The 16389-nt window shown below is 62.9% G+C and carries 16 protein-coding genes and 1 pseudogene; 12 read left to right on the top strand and 5 right to left on the bottom strand.

The annotated features are described in order from the left end of the window. Positions 1-12: 12 nt before the first annotated feature. On the bottom strand, positions 13-969 hold the full coding sequence (locus tag ACSFDB_RS09830) for an electron transfer flavoprotein subunit alpha/FixB family protein (protein ID WP_440770817.1): 957 nt from the start codon (positions 967-969) through the stop codon (positions 13-15). Beyond that, the gene (locus ACSFDB_RS09825; protein WP_090311337.1) at positions 966-1757 is read right to left on the bottom strand and encodes an electron transfer flavoprotein subunit beta/FixA family protein; all 792 of its coding nucleotides are present in this window, start codon (positions 1755-1757) and stop codon (positions 966-968) included. Before ACSFDB_RS09825 ends, ACSFDB_RS09830 begins: the two co-directional genes overlap by 4 nt. Before the next feature lie 226 nt (positions 1758-1983). Here ACSFDB_RS09825 and ACSFDB_RS09820 point away from each other — a divergent pair, with 226 nt between their 5' ends. From ACSFDB_RS09820 to ACSFDB_RS09775, 10 genes and pseudogenes are all read left to right on the top strand, one after another. Beyond that, the gene (locus ACSFDB_RS09820; RefSeq protein ID WP_440770816.1) at positions 1984-2481 is read left to right on the top strand and encodes a TRAM domain-containing protein; all 498 of its coding nucleotides are present in this window, start codon (positions 1984-1986) and stop codon (positions 2479-2481) included. A gap of 118 nt (positions 2482-2599) precedes the next feature. Next, entirely contained in the window at positions 2600-3598 is a 999-nt protein-coding gene (locus tag ACSFDB_RS09815; RefSeq protein ID WP_440770815.1) for an MBL fold metallo-hydrolase, read from the top strand. 367 nt (positions 3599-3965) lie between these two features. After that, entirely contained in the window at positions 3966-4844 is an 879-nt protein-coding gene (gene nadE, locus ACSFDB_RS09810) for an NAD(+) synthase (protein WP_440770814.1), read from the top strand. Between the two features lie 192 nt (positions 4845-5036). Further along, entirely contained in the window at positions 5037-5534 is a 498-nt protein-coding gene (locus tag ACSFDB_RS09805) for a hypothetical protein (protein ID WP_440770813.1), read from the top strand. Positions 5535-5645: 111 nt separating this feature from the next. Further along, on the top strand, positions 5646-6104 hold the full coding sequence (locus ACSFDB_RS09800; RefSeq protein ID WP_440770812.1) for a Tfx family DNA-binding protein: 459 nt from the start codon (positions 5646-5648) through the stop codon (positions 6102-6104). A 137-nt stretch (positions 6105-6241) separates the two neighbouring features. Then, complete coding sequence (locus tag ACSFDB_RS09795; protein ID WP_440771100.1) at positions 6242-6877, top strand: DUF6517 family protein; 636 nt, start codon at positions 6242-6244, stop codon at positions 6875-6877. Between the two features lie 150 nt (positions 6878-7027). Continuing rightward, positions 7028-9049 carry a bacterio-opsin activator domain-containing protein gene (locus tag ACSFDB_RS09790; protein ID WP_440770811.1) on the top strand — a complete coding sequence of 674 codons (2022 nt, stop codon included), beginning with the start codon at positions 7028-7030 and terminating at the stop codon, positions 9047-9049. 27 nt (positions 9050-9076) lie between these two features. Beyond that, a pseudogene (locus ACSFDB_RS09785) lies at positions 9077-9577 on the top strand (transposase domain-containing protein); the annotation flags it as partial. An 880-nt stretch (positions 9578-10457) separates the two neighbouring features. Next, the gene (locus tag ACSFDB_RS09780) at positions 10458-11363 is read left to right on the top strand and encodes an HFX_2341 family transcriptional regulator (RefSeq protein WP_440770810.1); all 906 of its coding nucleotides are present in this window, start codon (positions 10458-10460) and stop codon (positions 11361-11363) included. Between the two features lie 149 nt (positions 11364-11512). Further along, positions 11513-12274 (top strand): LamB/YcsF family protein, encoded by a 762-nt coding sequence (locus ACSFDB_RS09775; RefSeq protein WP_440770809.1) that lies wholly within the window; start codon positions 11513-11515, stop codon positions 12272-12274. A 28-nt stretch (positions 12275-12302) separates the two neighbouring features. On the opposite strand, the gene ACSFDB_RS09770 is transcribed toward ACSFDB_RS09775, so the two are convergent. From ACSFDB_RS09770 to ACSFDB_RS09760, 3 genes are read right to left on the bottom strand one after another with little or no spacing between them, the layout of a single operon-like run. Then, complete coding sequence (locus ACSFDB_RS09770) at positions 12303-13655, bottom strand: acetyl-CoA carboxylase biotin carboxylase subunit (protein WP_440770808.1); 1353 nt, start codon at positions 13653-13655, stop codon at positions 12303-12305. Between the two features lie 17 nt (positions 13656-13672). After that, on the bottom strand, positions 13673-14638 hold the full coding sequence (locus tag ACSFDB_RS09765) for a 5-oxoprolinase subunit C family protein (protein WP_440770807.1): 966 nt from the start codon (positions 14636-14638) through the stop codon (positions 13673-13675). Continuing rightward, a complete protein-coding gene (locus tag ACSFDB_RS09760; protein ID WP_440770806.1) occupies positions 14638-15540 on the bottom strand; it encodes a 5-oxoprolinase subunit B family protein in 903 nt (300 codons plus the stop codon). The genes ACSFDB_RS09765 and ACSFDB_RS09760 overlap by 1 nt, the downstream gene beginning before the upstream one ends. A gap of 186 nt (positions 15541-15726) precedes the next feature. Here ACSFDB_RS09760 and ACSFDB_RS09755 point away from each other — a divergent pair, with 186 nt between their 5' ends. Beyond that, on the top strand, positions 15727-15972 hold the full coding sequence (locus ACSFDB_RS09755) for an acetyl-CoA carboxylase (RefSeq protein ID WP_440770805.1): 246 nt from the start codon (positions 15727-15729) through the stop codon (positions 15970-15972). Positions 15973-16052: 80 nt separating this feature from the next. Further along, positions 16053-16355 (top strand): DUF8011 family protein, encoded by a 303-nt coding sequence (locus tag ACSFDB_RS21040; protein WP_502260887.1) that lies wholly within the window; start codon positions 16053-16055, stop codon positions 16353-16355. The last annotated feature ends 34 nt before the right edge of the window (positions 16356-16389 follow it).

Raw genomic sequence — 16389 nt, 5'->3', positions numbered from 1 at the left:
GTAGTCTAGCGTCTATCCGCCGAACTCTTCGGTGAGCGCGGGGACGACGTCGAAGAGGTCGTCGTGGATCGCGTAGTCCGCGATGTCCATGATCGGCGCGTTCGGGTCCGTGTTGATCGCAACGATCGTATCGGAGCCTTTCATCCCGGCGACGTGCTGGACTGCCCCCGAAATACCGATCGCGATGTAGACGTCCGGCGTGACGACCTTCCCGGACTGGCCGACCTGGCGGTTCTTTGGCAGCCAGCCGTTGTCGACGATCGGACGCGAGGACGACACCGTCGCGTCGAGTGCGTCGGCGAGTTCTTCGATGAGCGGAATGTTCTCTTCCTCTTCGATCCCGCGACCGACGCTGACGAGGACGTCGGCCTCGCTGATGTCGACGTCGCCGCCACCGACTTCCTCGAAGCCGTTGACGGTCGAACCGACGGCGTCTTCATCGATCTCGGCGTCAAACGCCTCGACCGAGGCGTCGCCGGTGCCCTCCGCAGCGGGCCACTCGGCGCCCCGGATCGTCGCGACTGCGGGACCCTCGAGTTCGTTGGTCGTCTCGACTTTGCCACCGTACATCTCGCGGGTGGCGATCAGCGTCTCACCGTCGGTCTCGAGGCCGATGGTGTCGGTGACGACGGGGAGATCGAGCGCGTTGGCGATGGCGGGCGCGTAGTCGAGGCCGTTGACGCTGTTGGGCGTCAGGACGTACTGCGGCGCCAGGTCGTCGTACAGTTGGGTGATCGCCTGCGTGTAGACGTCGTGGTTGAACTCCTCACCGTCGGAGACGGTGTGGATGGCGTCGACGCCTTCGCGGTTGAGTTTCTCCGCAAAGTCGTCGACGGTGCCGCTGATGACGGCGAGGTGCAGGTCGCCGCCGGTCTCGTCGGCCAGTTGGCGGCCCGCGGTAATGATCTCGTAGCTGACGTCGCGGAGTTCGCCGCGGCGGTGTTCCGTGACTGCGAGGACGTCCGTCATGGCGCCACCCCCTTGTTGCGGAGCATCTCACCTAACTCGGCGGCGGTCTCTTCGGGGCTCCCCTCCCAGATCGTCGCGTCGCTCTCGCTTTCGGGTTCGTACATGTCCGTGAGCGTGAGGTCGCCTTCGATCTCACCCTCGTCGACGCCGAGGTCTGCGAGCCCCTGCACGTCGAGTTCCTTGCGCTGGGCCTGGCGGATGCCGCGCAGGCTCGCGTAGCGCGGCTCGTTGATACCCGTCTGGATCGTCAACACGGCCGGAAGCTCGATGTCGGTGAGCTCCTCGACGCCGCCCTCGAGTTCGCGTCGGACGGAGGCGACACCATCGTCGAACTCGTGCTCGAGATGGTTGACGACGGCGCCCCACTGGGCGCCGATCTCTTCGGCGACGGAGACGCCGGTCGCGGCGAAGCTGTCGTCGCCGGCCTGGACGCCCGTCAGGACGAGGTCGGGATCCTCTTCCTCGACGACGGCGCTCAGGATCTGGGTCTTCGCGTTGACGTCGAGCAGGTCGACGCCCTCGAGTGCATCGTCCCAGACGCGGACGGCGCGGTCGGCACCCTTCGCGAGCGCCTGACGGATCGTTTGTTCGCAGTCTTCCGGACCGATGGTAACCGTGACGACTTCGTCGGCGACGCCGGCCTCCTGGAGCTGGACGGCCTCTTCGATGGCGTAATCGTCCCACTCGTTGAGGTCGGCACCGAGGTACTGATCGGCGATCTCAGTACCCTCGATCTCGAACTCGTCTTCGACGGTCGCGACTTCTTTGACCGTAACGAGGATTTTCATCATCAATCACTGCAACGTCCGTACCGTAAATCTTTTCGAAACGCGCTTTCAGATGGGAGCCGTTCATTTTCCAGTCATCGACGAGTCACCCGTTACGTATTACGCTCCCCGACGAACAGCTGGGGAGACGTTACCAGCGTTTTCTACAGCGAACTCTTCGATCGGTGAAACGAACGTCGATCTGCGAGACGGAAACGGTTTAACGACGCCACTGGTAGTACGCGCTATGGCAGACTGTCCACTTGCCGACGACTGTCCGAGCTTCTCCGAGCGGATCTCGGGAATGGGGTGTAGCCACTACGGTGATCGGGGTGGCAAGGAGTGGTGCAATCACTACGGCCAGCCGATCCAGGACCTGAAGACCCAGCCCGTCAAAGCGGGCGAGGAAGTCGTCGTCGACGTCGTCGACATGCACGAAAGCGGTGCCGGCGTCGGTCGAACCGAGGACGGGTTCATCGTCATGGTCGACGGCGTCCTGCCGGAGGCTCGCGCTCGCGTCGAAATCACGCGCGTACACAGCAATCACGCCCGCGCGGAGGAACTCGAACTCCTCCCGATGGACCCGGATGCAGAGGGCGAGGAGACCGAAGACGTCGAGGAGAGCGACGATTCCGACGACGATGAGGACGGAGACGCGTCGATGGAGGGAGGAGACGACTCGAGGGAGTCCGCGGCGGAGAAACGCGAACGCCTCGGCAGCCGCGAGAACTTCTGGGGCTCGTAAGCCGCTGTGCGTTTCGATGAGTGGACAGTCATCGAGCAGTCGCCGTTTTCGCCGTTTTCGCCGTTCGTGAACCGCCGCGGTCACAACAGTTTTCTCATCACTCGTGCGATACTATCTCATGGATCGGATTTCGTTGTCGAATTCGGCGTTCGAAGGTGACAACAACGCGTATCTCTTCGCGGACGGGCGGGAAACGGTGCTGATCGATACCGGGGACTGGATGGAGACGACGCGCGAGCAACTCGAGGCCGCCTTCGACGAGCGCGGACTCGCGTTCGCGGACGTCGATCGAATCTTCCTCACGCACTGGCACGGCGACCACACCGGGCTGGCGGGCGTGATTCAGGCCGAGAGCGGGGCCGAAGTCTACGCGCACGAGGCCGACGCGCCGCTGATCGAAGGCGACGAGGACGCCTGGGAGTCGATGCACGACCTGCAAAACCGATACTTCGACGAGTGGGGTATGCCGGAGGAGAAACAGGCGGTGCTCCAGGAGCGGATGGCGTCCGCCGGCGGTACGAACGAGTCGCCGACCGTGACGTCGTTCGAAGACGGCGACCGGTTCTCGCTCGAGGGCTACGACCACGACCTCGAGGCCGTCCACACCTCCGGCCACGCGGCCGGCCTCTCGATGTTCGAGACGACGCTCGAGGGCCGCCGGGAGGTCGTCTCTGGTGACGCACTGTTGCCAGTGTACACGCCGAACGTCGGCGGCGCGGATGTCCGGGTCGACCAACCGCTCGAGAAGTACCTGCAGGCGCTACAGGGGATCGTTGACGCCGACTACGACCGGGCATGGCCGGGCCACCGCGACCCGATCGACGACCCCGCGGGCCGGGCCCAGTACATCATCGACCACCACGAGGAGCGCTCGTTTCGGGTGCTCGACGCGCTGGATCGCAAGGGACCCTGCGACACGTGGACCGTCAGCGCGGACCTGTTCGGCGAACTCGAGAGCATCCACATCCTCCACGGACCCGGCGAGTCCTATGCCCACCTCGAGCATCTCGAGCGCGCAGGAACCGTCGTTCGCGAGGGGGACGAGTACCGGCTGGCCGACGGCGTGAGCGAGGTACTCGCCGCGAAGGACGAGGAGCGCTGGACGCTCGAGTACTGACACCCGTCTTCTTCCGTCCCGTTTTCGGCCCCGGCTTCGCCCCCTATCGTCCCGTTTCGACCCTTATCGTCCCGTTTCGACTCTTATCGTCCCGCTTCGCCGCCTCTCCAGCCGTGCGACCTCGCCGTCATCCAGGTGTATGAATATCATACTAAGTATGGAAACACTGTCCAATTGTGGAATGATGTGGCTAGGAAATGCCTATGTGGTTTGGGGAACGGTGTTCGAAGTGAATGAGCATCTCTTCGACAGTCCCACGGGGGTACGGTCATCGGTTCGTCCGTGATCCCTCTTCGAGTCGCTCGCAACGATCTGCCGACCGCTACGAGGTCGAGCAACCGTCGCAAACACCGCGGGCCGCTCAGCGATGACGGACGACGCCGCTGCGGTTGGTCGCACTCGAGCCGACGGGCTCCCGCGGGACGACGACGGACTCGCGATCGGTTCCGACGCGCTGGCGCGACTACAGGAGGTCGTCCCGGCGTTTATCGAGGAACAGGTCGACGACGCGGGGGCCGACGGCGTCGTGATCGCCCTCGACGGCGAACTCGCGTCGACGGTCACCGCTACGCTCGCCGTCGATGCGCTCGGCTCGGACCGCGTTACCGGTCTCGTCCTGCCGGCCTACATGAATCAGGAGGCGGCGGCGCGGGACGCGGAGGCCATCGCCTCGGTACTGGGTATCGAGTACAGCCGCGTGCCGCTCCAGCCGTTGCTCGCCGCGTTTCAGGAGGTCGTCGGCGCGACCGCTCAGCCGGCCGACGATCTCGTGGCGATGGAGAACGTCGCAGCCCGACTGCGGATGGCCTGTTCGTACTACGTCGCGAACACGACGAACGCGCTGGTCGTCGGGACGGCGACGCGAACCGATCGCTTCCTCGGGACGCTGACGAAACACGCCGATACAGGGGTCGACTGCCTCCCGCTGGGTGACCTGTACGCGACCGAGGTTCGAGTGCTCGCCGACGCGCTCGAGATTCCCACGGATCTCGTCGCACCGTCCGCGTCCCCTGGTGTTGGCGCAGGTCAGTCCGCGGGTGATGAACTCGAGATCGAGCCGAAAACCGTGGACCGCGTCCTCCGATTATCGGTCGACGAGGGAGTGGACGTCGCGGCCGTCGCCGAACGGGTCGGTGTCGACGCTGCGGCGGTCGAACGGATCGCCGACTGGTACGCCAGCATGCGGCACAAACGGCAGCTCCCGCCGACGCCGGCGACTCGAGCGGGGTCCGAACGTCCGTTCTAGCGATCCCGAACAACTCGGCTGGCGCACGTCCTCGCAGGTGTTGGCGGCCTCGAAACCGGTACGACTGCTGGCAGTCGTGCAACTGGTATTTGTGTTCGGCCGGTTCATCTGCCGTCGACTGGGTCGCCTCTCCCCTCTCAGCCATCGAAAAATGACGTACTGTTAACTCGTTTCGCCCGTACCGTCTACTCGATGTCCGATTCGATCTGCCGGCGCTTCGGTCCCGGCCGACTGCCGTACGCGTCCAGACGCGACGTCGGCGCCGGGATCGCGATGGCGGCCACGGGGGTGCTCGCGATCGCCATCTGGTTCGTCGCCACCGGCCTGTTGCTCGTGACCGACGCTGTCCCCGCGCTCACCGGCGGGGGTGACCTCGAGTTCGCCGCCGCGTTCGGGCTCCTCTTCGCCCCGTTCGGCGTGGTGACGTCGTTCGTCGTCGGAACGCTCTGCTGGCGCACCGTTGACACGGATGCACCGAATCCGACTCTCGGCGCACTGCTCGGTGCGTGTACGGCGGCCACCGGGATGGTCGGCGGGTCCCTCGGCGTCTCGCTCGTGTTCACCGTCGTCGTCTCGGTCTCGGCACTCCTGTTCAGCGCGGTGTTTGCCGGCTGGTTGATCGTCCCGCTCGGGGCGTTCGGCGGCTGGTACCACGAGCGGGCGCGGGCGACCGCGACCGACGGCACCTGATCCGTCGGATCGGGAAAGCTTTGATCCCGCCGCCGGCTTAGTGTATCGTATGAGTGCACGCGAAACCGAACTCGGGGGTCTGCGGTTGGTCGAACGGACACGGTGGTCGCCGTGATCGACGAGGTCGAGGAGCTACTCGAGGAGATCGGGTTCGACGCCGAGACGAGCGTGTTGACACGCCGACAGGCGCAGGTGCTCGCGCTTCGCGAGCGCGGCACCTCGCAGGCAGATATCGCCGACGCGCTCGGAACGTCGCGGGCGAACGTCTCCTCGATCGAGTCGAGCGGCCGCGAGAACCTCGAGAAGGCTCGCGAGACGGTTGCCTTCGCCGAGGCGTTGCGAGCACCGGTTCGCGTTCGCGTCCCAGAGGGGACCGACCTCTACGACGTGCCACAGCTCGTTTACGAGGCCTGCGACGAGAAGGGTGTCAAGGTCGACCACACCGCGCCGGACCTGATGAAGGTCGTCAGCGACGCCGCGGGCGCCGCGGTGTCGGGCCGCGAGATCGCGACGCCGCTGATCGTCGGCGTTACCGCGGACGGCACGGTTCGCGTGCGCCACCAGCAGTGACCGGCGTCACTCTCCGACAGCGATCGACGCGAACGGGCTGAGTCTCTCGAGTGCACCCGAATCGCTTACCGTGTGGTGATTCTCTCGATTCGAGACGACCGCCAGAGCGAAAGGCGATGGCCGCGTACGTGGGAGCGATGACGATCGACCTGCCGGCGTCGCTGGCCGACTCGTGGCGAGCGCTGGGAACCCGGACTGGCGAATCGAGCGTGCTTCTCGCGTCGGTCACCGCCGAGACGACGGTGTACGAACCGACCGACGCGGCCGACCGACTGGCGGCGCTGGGCGCGAGCGAGATTCCGGTCCGCTCGCTGTTCACCGTCGAGGTGACGTTCTCCCCGTCGCTCTCGGATCTCGGCATGGCGCCAAAATCGGCCTTCGAGAAGGCCGCACCGAAGGCGAAGTCGCAGTTCGTCACGACCCTCGAGGACGAGGGGCTGCGCGTCGACGGGACGCGAAACACCCTCGAGTTCGAGGCGACGAACGGCGCCGAAGGGAGTTGGTTCGTCCTCGACGCGGACTACCCCGTCTCCCCCGACCTGACGGCGGGCGAGAACGAGTGGCTCGACGCGGAGGCCCACATCGCCGTCTGGCCGACCGAGGCGAGTTTCGGAATGGCGGGCGGAATGTTGCCGCTCGAGGACGGAAGTGACGTCGTCGACGGAGCTGATGCGATCGACGGGGGCGAACTGCCGGCCGAGCTCGAGGTCGATCCGGAATCCGACCGAGAGACGGTCGCGGACCTGATTCGGACGATCGAGCCCGCCGGCTGAGATGAGGCGCCCACCGTAACCACGTGTTTCCCGACTCGGCCGGGTGATTCGACGACTGATTCACTAACTGTTACCGTGTTGAATGATACCGCTATTCAGAAAAGTAATATTACCCGCTACGCTTATTGAGTGGGGCTCACAGTGGCGAACATGGGCGACGAGTGGCGAGCGGTCGAGACCGAATTCGAGGTGATCCCGGACGAGCGGAGCGAACTCGAGGACGCGTTCGCCCGCATCTCCGACGCCGTCTACACGCTGGATGCCGACCTGCGGTATACGCTCGTCAACGAGCGAGCCAGATCCCTCTTCGACCGGTCCGTGGCCGCCACAGTCGACGAACCCGCGGACACAGATGAGGCCGAGGACGGCGTGGGTGTTGGGCCCGTGACCGGCCGCCTCGAGTCGCTGTTCGGCGATGCACACCAACGCGCGTTCGATCGCCAGCGACAGATCACCGTCGACGCACACGACGAACGGACCGACCGCTGGTTCGAAGCGCGGTGTCATCCCGACGAGTCCGGCGTGACCGTTCTCGTCGCCGACGTGACCGAACGCAAGCGGCGCGAGCGGCAACTCGAGGAGGGTAACCGGCGGCTCCGATCGATCTTCGAGGACGCACACGACGCGATCCTCGTCGGCGACGAGAACGAGATCGTCGCGGCCAACCCGGCCGCGAGCGACCTGTTAGGGATCGATCGGTCGGAAATCGCCGGCCGTTCGCTCAAGGAGTTTATCCACGCCGATCACGACGTCAGTTCGGCCTGGGAGACGTTTCTCGAGCGGGGGCGGCTCCGCGGTTCGTTCTCGCTGGTTCGACCCGACGGGACGGAACGGATCGTCGAGTACAACTCCGTCGCGAACGTGTTGCCCGGAACGCACCTCTCGGTTCTCCGGGACGTTACCGAGGCCCGACGGCGCGAAACGGAACTCGAGCGCCAGCGCGAGCGGCTGGCGGCGCTCGATCACGTCAACGGCGTCGTTCGCGAGATCAACGACGCCATCGTCACCGGATCCACGCGGGCCCACCTCGAGCGCGTCACCTGCGAGTCGTTGGCCGACTCGCCGTCCTACGAGTTCGCGTTCATCGCGGACGTCGACGTCAGATCGAAGTCGATCACCCACCGCGTCGAAGCGGGGATCGACGGCTACATCCAGTCGATTTCCCTTTCGACCGCGTCCGACGATCCCGCCGGTCGCGGTCCGGCCGGAAAAGCGATTCGAACCAGGGAGATGCAGGTGTCGAACGACGTCTTCGCGGACCCGGATTTCGAACCCTGGCGCGAGGACGCCCGCGAACACGGCTACGAGTCGGCCGCTGCGATCCCGATCACGTACGACAGCGTGCTGTACGGTATCCTCGGAATCACGAGCGCACGTCGAAACGCGTTTACCGACGAGGAACGCGACGTCGTCGCCCAACTCGGCGAGATTCTGGGCCACGCCATCGCCGCCCTCGAGCGCAAACGGGTCCTGCTCGGCGACGAGCTGATCGAACTCGAACTCGTCATCGACGACGCCGTCGCGATGTTCGACGGGCCCGACATGACCGGCCACTCGGTCTGGTTCGATCGGGTCGTCCGAACCGGCGACGAGCAGTTCCTCGAGTACGGGAGGACGGCAGCCGAGACGTTTCCGCTGCTCGAGGAGATCGTCGAGTGCGTTCCCCACTGGAACGAGGTGTCGGTGCTTCAGCGAACAGCCGGCGACGTGAAGTTCGAGTTATCGATTACGTCTCCGCCGATGTTCGGGGTCATCGACGCCTACGGCGGCTACGTCGAGGCGGCGGCGATCCACGACGGCAAGTACACCACGACGGTCCACTTCCCAACCGGGACGGACGTTCGTGCCGTCATGGACGAGCTAACGGACGTCTATTCGAGCATTCGAACCGTCGCTCGGCGCCGAATCTCCCCCTCGAGCGAGTCGCTGGACCAGCTCCACCACCGGCTCGCGGAGGCGCTGACGGACCGACAGCGAACCGCCCTCGAGATGGCCTACTACGGCGGCTACTTCGAGTGGCCTCGCGACAGTTCGGGTGAGGAGGTCGCCGACTCGATGGACGTGACGGCCGCCACGTTCCACGAGCACCTCCGGGCGGCCCAGCACAAACTCATCTCGATGATCCTCGACGACGCGGAGACAGCGGGGGAGCAGTCGGCTGGCGATCGTTGAGCGTCGAGACCGTGGCATGGACGGCGAAAAAAGCGGCTGTATGCCGCAATCGACACAGAATCGAAGTTATTGCTGGACATCGACGTCTTCAGCCGTCCCCAGAACGCTTTGCGTTCTAGTGTCCGAACGAGACGCTGTGCGTCTCGTCAACGGCGCGGGACCGGCCCTGCGGCGGCGTTCCTACACTGACTCACCGAGAAACACGATCTCGACGAAACAGAGTTTCTCCTTGATACTGGCAGCTATCTGTCTACCCTTGCTCACCATGGATTGAGCGGTCGGATCAACTACAGCGAGCGAAACCATGTCTAAAAGTGGTTTCAGACCGTCTCAATGCGAAATGACTGCTTTCACTCGTTCTTGCGGGGTAGTCCAGCCAGCGCCCGCCAGTAGTTCAGACACTTCAAATACCACTACAACCTTGATCGACCGAATCAGGTGCTGAATGGCCGAAGCCGAGGAGATGCTAAACTAAACAGTGCCGATGGAAGTTCGACGTACTACCCGACAGACACTGTTCTACACTGAAGGGTACCTACCTTCTATTATACGACCGTTGTGGTCACAGTATCATGGATCGAATTCCGCAGGATAAACTTCTTGAATTACTCCACAAGCAACGAGAATTATATTGGACAAGAAATGGTTATTTTTTCTTGTTCCATGGCCTGTTAGGGACGTCCTTGTCGTTGGGGGAGCAAACACCCGTCCTCTACATTATATTTGGCCTGTTTGGAGTGCTATTTTCTATATCATGGCTCACAATAAATATGAGGTCTTATGAGAATATAATCATGTGGATCTATGAACTCAGCAGTGACGCGAACGAAATTCATTCAGATCTGGTATTACACTACCATATTCTCGGAAAAGAGGTCCCGATTGATTCTCCGTTGCCTGCTCTGACACTACTGTTTTGGAGTGTTATTTTGCTGTACGGCCTACTTCAAGCGTAGGTCCTCTACGCTAAAAATGGGGCGGAGGGCTCTGTCTATAGTAACAACTGAAACGATTCACACACTGATCGCACAGCCGTCTTGCAATCAGGTGTGGATTAATTTTCAGTGGCTACTAGAGTTTCACATCACCTAAGCTGGTGTTCTTCTGTTGAGAGATTGGTGTGATTTCTGATGAATATAGTAATACACAAACGGTTCATCCATTTGCGTGCACTTGACAGACTGCCTACCTACGAGTTATGAAAGCGGTTGAGACGAGTTGTGGGGGTATGGAACTACTTTTCAATGAGGTTTCGATCAGTATAGTCCACCGATCGTTCAACTCTCAAACTGGCTCAACTAGCCAATATCGAAAATCCAAGACCGGGGGAAGGGGCAACAATGACGATCTACAATTGTGTGGTCCGAAGTCTGGTAGTTTTTATAACTACCACTACCACGTCCCACACATGCAAACCCACATCGTCCCGGTCGGTTTCGACTACGACCGGCTGATCGCGCCGCTGGTGCGCGATCAGATCGACGTCGACAGCGTCATCTTGCTCGAGGGCGCCGTCGGGAGCGAGGCCAACGTCGAGTACTCCCGGCATCTCTCGGAAAAGCTCGAGACCGACTTCCGGAATCTGCTCGGGGCGAGCACGGAGCGATTCGTCCTCGAGGACGTCTACGACTACGACGCGGCCTTCGAGCAGGCCTACGAACTCATCACGGGCGAGCTCGACGCCGGGAACGAGGTCTGGGTGAACGTCGCCGCGATGCCCCGAACCGTGAGCTTCGCGTTCGCCAACGCCGCCCACTCGCTGATGGTCGAACGCCAGGAGGACCGCGAGGGGATCCACACCTACTACACGGCCCCAGAGAAGTATCTCGAGACCGAGCTCGCCGAAGAGCTTCGCGAGCAGATCGCTATTCTCGAGGATCTAGGGGCGCAGGAAGCGGCTATCGACGGCGATCGGATCGACGCTCGCTTGGAGAGCGCCCGCGACCTCCTCTCGGAGTTCGACGAGCGCGGGACGACTATCGGGGCGAAGGAGATCGACGGCAAACATATCGTCGAGCTGCCGGTCGCCTCCTTCTCGAACGTCAAACCATTCGAGGAGCTCATCCTCTACAAACTCGGCGAGGACGGCGAGTTCGACTCGGTCTCGGAACTGGCCGAAGCGCTGGCCCGCGAACTCAACGAGGAGTACACCGATAGCTTCCGCTCGAAGGTGATCTACAACGTCGACCGATTAGGTCCCGGCGGGAAGGGCTACATCGAGCGCGAGGAACACGGGAAGTCCTACCGCACCAGACTCTCCAGGATCGGCGAGCTGTGGGTGCGAGCGCACTCCGACAGCGGTTCGGAGTCGTAGTACTGCGCGAAGTCGGGCGTTTTCGCGACCGTTCTCGAGCGCTGGTAAGTGTCGATTGCCGTCGCGGACGAGCGGGTCCCCAACCCGGTTCGGCCACGATACCTCAAGTATATTGGCGACGAAAGACGTGATACGGGACCAATCCACCGATGACAGCAATCGACATCAACTGCGACATGGGCGAGAGTTTCGGCAACTGGACGATGGGACGCGACGACGAGGTGATGCCCTATATCACCTCCGCGAACATCGCCGGCGGCTACCACGCGGGCGATCCCCACGTCATGCGCGAGACCGTCGAACTCGCGGCGGAACACGACGTGGGGATCGGTATCCACCCTGGCCTGCCAGATAAGATGGGATTCGGTCGCCGGACGATGGACGCGACGCCCGAGGAGGTGCGCGACTACGTCGTCTACCAGTTGGGCGCGCTATTGGCGTTCGCGAAACGCCACGGGGCGACGGTCCAGCACGTCAAACCCCACGGCGCGATGTACTCGATGCTCTCCGAGAGCGAAGCGCACTGTCGGGCCGTCATGGAGGGCATCCTCGAGGTCGATCCCGATCTCATCTACCTGGCAACCGATATGAATATCTACGAGGTTGCCAAGGAGTACGACGAACTGGACGCCGTCTTCGAGGGCTACGTCGACCTCGACTACAACCCCGACCGCACGCTGATCGTCGAGAAATCGGTCGAGCCGAAGGACCCGGAGCTGGTCGCGGATCGCGTCGTCTCCATCGCGACCCGCGGCGAAGTCGAAGCCGTCGACGGCACGACGATCGACGTCCCCGCGTCGTCGATCTGTATCCACGGCGACGGCCCGAACGCGGTCGAACTGCTCGAGTCGATCCACGAGCGACTCGAGGCGGAAGGAATCGAACTGGCTCGCCTCGACGAACTGGTGTGAGCCGGAGGCGTGGCGACACCCCGGTGGTTCAGGCCTCGTCCAGCCCCTCGAACTGTTCGTCGAGGTACTTCGTCGTGTGCTCGCTGTCGACGAACGCGTCGTCTTCGAGCACCGCGAGGTGGAACGGAATCGTCGTCGAGATGCCCTCGATATCGGTCTCCTCGAGAACCCGTTTACTCCGTTCGAGGACTTCCGTTCGATCCTGTGCAGTGACGATGAACTTCCCGACGAGCGAGTCGTAGAACGGACTGATTCGGTCGCCCTCGTTGACACCGTCGTCGACGCGGACGCCCATTCCCGTGGGCGGTCGGTACGTCTCGAGGGTGCCCGGCGTCGGCGAAAAGTCGTTGTACGGGTCCTCGGCGTTGATTCGGAACTCCATCGCCGCTCCGCGGGTCTCCACCTCGTCCTGCTCGAACGAGATTTCTTCGCCCGCGGCGACGCGGAACTGTTCTTTGACGATATCGATCCCCGTTACCGCCTCGGTGACCGTGTGTTCGACCTGAATCCGGGCGTTGACCTCGAGGAAGTAGAAGTCGCCGTCCTCGTAGAGGAACTCGACGGTGCCGGCGTTGCTGTAGCCGGCTTCGGCGACGCCGGATCGGGCGGACTCACAGAGCTCTTCTCGCGTTTCGTCGTCGAGCACCGGCGAGGGCGTCTCCTCGATGAGCTTCTGCTGACGGCGCTGCACCGAACAGTCGCGTTCGTAGAGGTGGCGGACGTTCCCGTGTTCGTCGCCGATGACCTGCACCTCGATGTGGCGCGGGTTCTCGAGGAAGCGTTCGACGTAGACCGCGTCGTTGTCGAAGTAGGCTTCTCCCTCGCGTTTCGCATTTTTGAAGGCCTCTTCGGCCTCTTCGGGAGTATCGACGACTTTCAACCCGCGACCGCCACCGCCGCCATCGGCCTTGATGGCGACCGGGTAGCCGTGTTCGTCGCCGAAGGCTTTCACCCGTTCCGGGTCGTCGATCGGTTCGTCGGTTCCGGGAACGATCGGGACGCCGGCGTCGGCCATGATGGCGCGGGCCTTCGTCTTCTCGCCGAAGTCGGCCATCGCGTCCGCCGGCGGCCCGATCCAGATGAACTCCGAATCTTCGACGCGCCGGGCGAACGACTCGTTCTCCGCGAGGAAGCCGTAGCCCGGGTGGATCGCGTCGGCGCCGGTCTCGCTCGCCGCCTCGAGCAGCGACTCCTGGTCGAGATAGCTCTTGCCGGCGACGGAGGAGCCGACGTGGGCGGCTTCGTCCGCGCGCCGGACGTGTTTGGCCGTTTCGTCGGCGTCGCTGTAGACGGCGACGGTATCGATTCCGAGTTCGGTCGCCGCTTGCATCACGCGGACCGCGATTTCGCCGCGGTTCGCAACGAGTACTTTGTTGATCATCTATTGGTGAATTCGCACTACAGCGACTCCTGAATGTTCGTAAGTAGTTCGTCTCGCTCGCGACGGATCTCGAGTGCCTCCTCCACGTCGACCGCGTTGAAGTCGACGGTGCTGTGCGTTCGACACTGCGAGAGCGCGCCGCGGTCGGGGCTGACGATCGTTCCGACGGTGGTGTAGCCGCCGCCGGTGACGGCGTCTCGCATCAGGATGATCGGCTGGCCGGCCATCTGGATAGAGCCGACGGGGTAGCCGAGGTCGACGACGTTAGTGACGTCCGTCCCGGCGCCGAACGGCTGCTCGCGCTCCTCGAACATATCCCTGATATCGGGCCCCTCGAACCGGTAGCCGACGCGGTCGGCCTCGTCGGAGACCTTCCAGTCGGCGTCGAGGAAACGCTGTCGGCCCTCGTCGGTGAGCCGATAGTCACAGAGCCCCATCACGACGTTGATCTCGTTCGTCGAGTAATCCGGTCGGTCCGCCTCGTCGATCGAGTTCCCGATCACGTCGTCGACGTCCGCCGACGGCTCGCCGATCGGCAGTTCGTCGCCCGCCTCGAGCGAGCGACCCTCGTGACCACCGATGCCGATCAGGGTGTACGTCGACCGACTCCCCATCACCGGTTCGATGTCGACGCCGCCGGCGACGGCGAGGTACGTTCGCGCGCCTTCCATCGCGAACTCGAGGCTGAGCGTGTCGCCCGCTTCGGCTCGCACGGCCGTCCACGTCGGGACCGGTTCGTCCTCGAGTGTTGGCTCCATATCCGCGCCCGTAACGGCGAAGACGGCGTCGTCCTCGAACTCGACGTCCGCGCCCATGTAGGTCATCTCGAGGGTCGCATCGGACTCGTCGTTGCCGACGAGCCAGTTGCCGACCTTGTGGGCGAACTGATCCATCGCGCCGGAGGGCGGCATGCCGATGTGGTAGTGGCCGTGGCGGCCGGTGTCTTGGACCGTCGTGACGAGTCCGCCGTCGAGAATCCGCATTACTCGAGCACCTCCAGGAGCCGCTCGTTGTAGCCGTCTGGATCCTCGAAGAACGCCTGGGGCTCGAAGTCGACTCGATCGTAGTTGTACTCGTAGCTGCCGTCCTCCACGTCCGCGCGGATCGCGTCGTACTCCTCGCGATCGATCTGGCGGAAGTTGAGGATGTCGCCCGGGTTGGGGAGCACCATCGACTCTTCGAACGCCGACAGCTCTTGGTCGACATCGAGCACTTCGACCGGCGTTCGACCGTAGAGCTGGTAGCCGCCGGCCCCGGGGACGGGGTAGATAGCCGTAAATGCGCCGCCGAAGCCGATCGCTCGGCTCGGCGTCGCCGTCCGCGGCTGTTCGTACTTCGGCACCTCGATCTGCTCGTTGCGGGGCACCATCTGGAAACAGAACGGGAGTCCGGGGACGAAGCCGATCATCGTCACCATGTGCGGCGCGCCCGAGTGGTGGTCGATAAACGCCTCGACGGAGTCGAAGCCGTTGAGCTCCGCGGAGTACTCGAGGTCCGTCGCGTCCGGATCCTGGTGGCGCTCCCGGAAGTCCATCAACGTGTCGTGGGTCCACGGATCGTCGTAAAAGACGGGGATGTCGAACACGCGGGCCTCCCACTGGTAGTCGGAGACGTCGATCTCGTCCTCGAGCGATTTCAGCTCCTCGATCAGTTCGTCGGGGTGCAACACGGCCGGATCGAACTGGATCAGATAGGAGGCGTTCGACGGCGCGACTTCGACGAGTCCCTCGAGGCTGTTCTGGCGGATCTCCTGCGTGATCGCCTGTGCCTTGAAGTTCGCGTCGAAGCTCATCGCCTCGTCGAGTTCGACGAACACCCAGTCGTCCCCGCCGTACTCGTACCGCGGTGACGGTAGCTCCTGTCTCGTGATGGTTTGCTCGCTCATCCTACGTTCAAAGAGAACGGTTACCACTGTATAGGTGCCGACTAGAGTCAGCCGGATCACGTACTAAAACAATTACATGTTTTCGTAAACTATGGTTGATACTGTGTTTACGGTGATGTTCGAGGAGGTATAGGTTTGTCAAAACCTATATGCTCGGAGACCCTATGAAATAGTAAGATTTCATAAATGACGACAGAACGTATCCAATCACCGATGCCCGGCGTCTACTACACGCGTCCCGATCCCGACGAAGCGACCTTCGTCGACGAAGGCGACGAGGTTTCGGAGGGAGACGTCGTCGGACTGGTCGGCGTCATGAAGAACTTCCACGACATCACCGCTCCGGCGGACGGCACAATTACCGAGTTCGTCGCCGAGAACGAACAGGAAGTCGACGCCGGTGACGATCTGCTGGTTCTCGAGACCAACTGACGGCCAGTTCGATCGCGTTCGGTCACCGTCTCGCCGTCGACTCATGCTATTTTTATAGACTGTTCACCGTCTCTAGAGCTGTGTTCACCCGAATCAAACGGTACCTATTCCGCGAGTCGGACGGGAGGTCCGAGGCGCTGCTGTTCTTCGTCTTCTCGCTCGTCTTCGTCGGTCTGTACGTTTCCTTTGGACGCCCGCTACGCGGCGGGTCCGCGAGTACACTCATCGTCGCGGTTGCGTTCGGCCTTGTCGGGTTCGCCGAATCGCTCCCGAAGGATCGCCGAATTTTTTCCGGTGTTTTGCGGATACTCGCTCTCTGTCTTCTCGTCACACTCGTCGCCCTCTCCGTACTTGCTCCGGAGGTGATACTGGGCGAGCGGTAGCGCCGGAACAGTTCTTTCCCTTCTTTCTCGAGCG

The organism is Natronorubrum amylolyticum (assembly GCF_052040145.1).
GTDB lineage: Archaea > Halobacteriota > Halobacteria > Halobacteriales > Natrialbaceae > Natronorubrum.
Note: the sequence above shows the minus strand (reverse complement) of the source record. Positions and strands in the feature narration are given on the sequence as shown.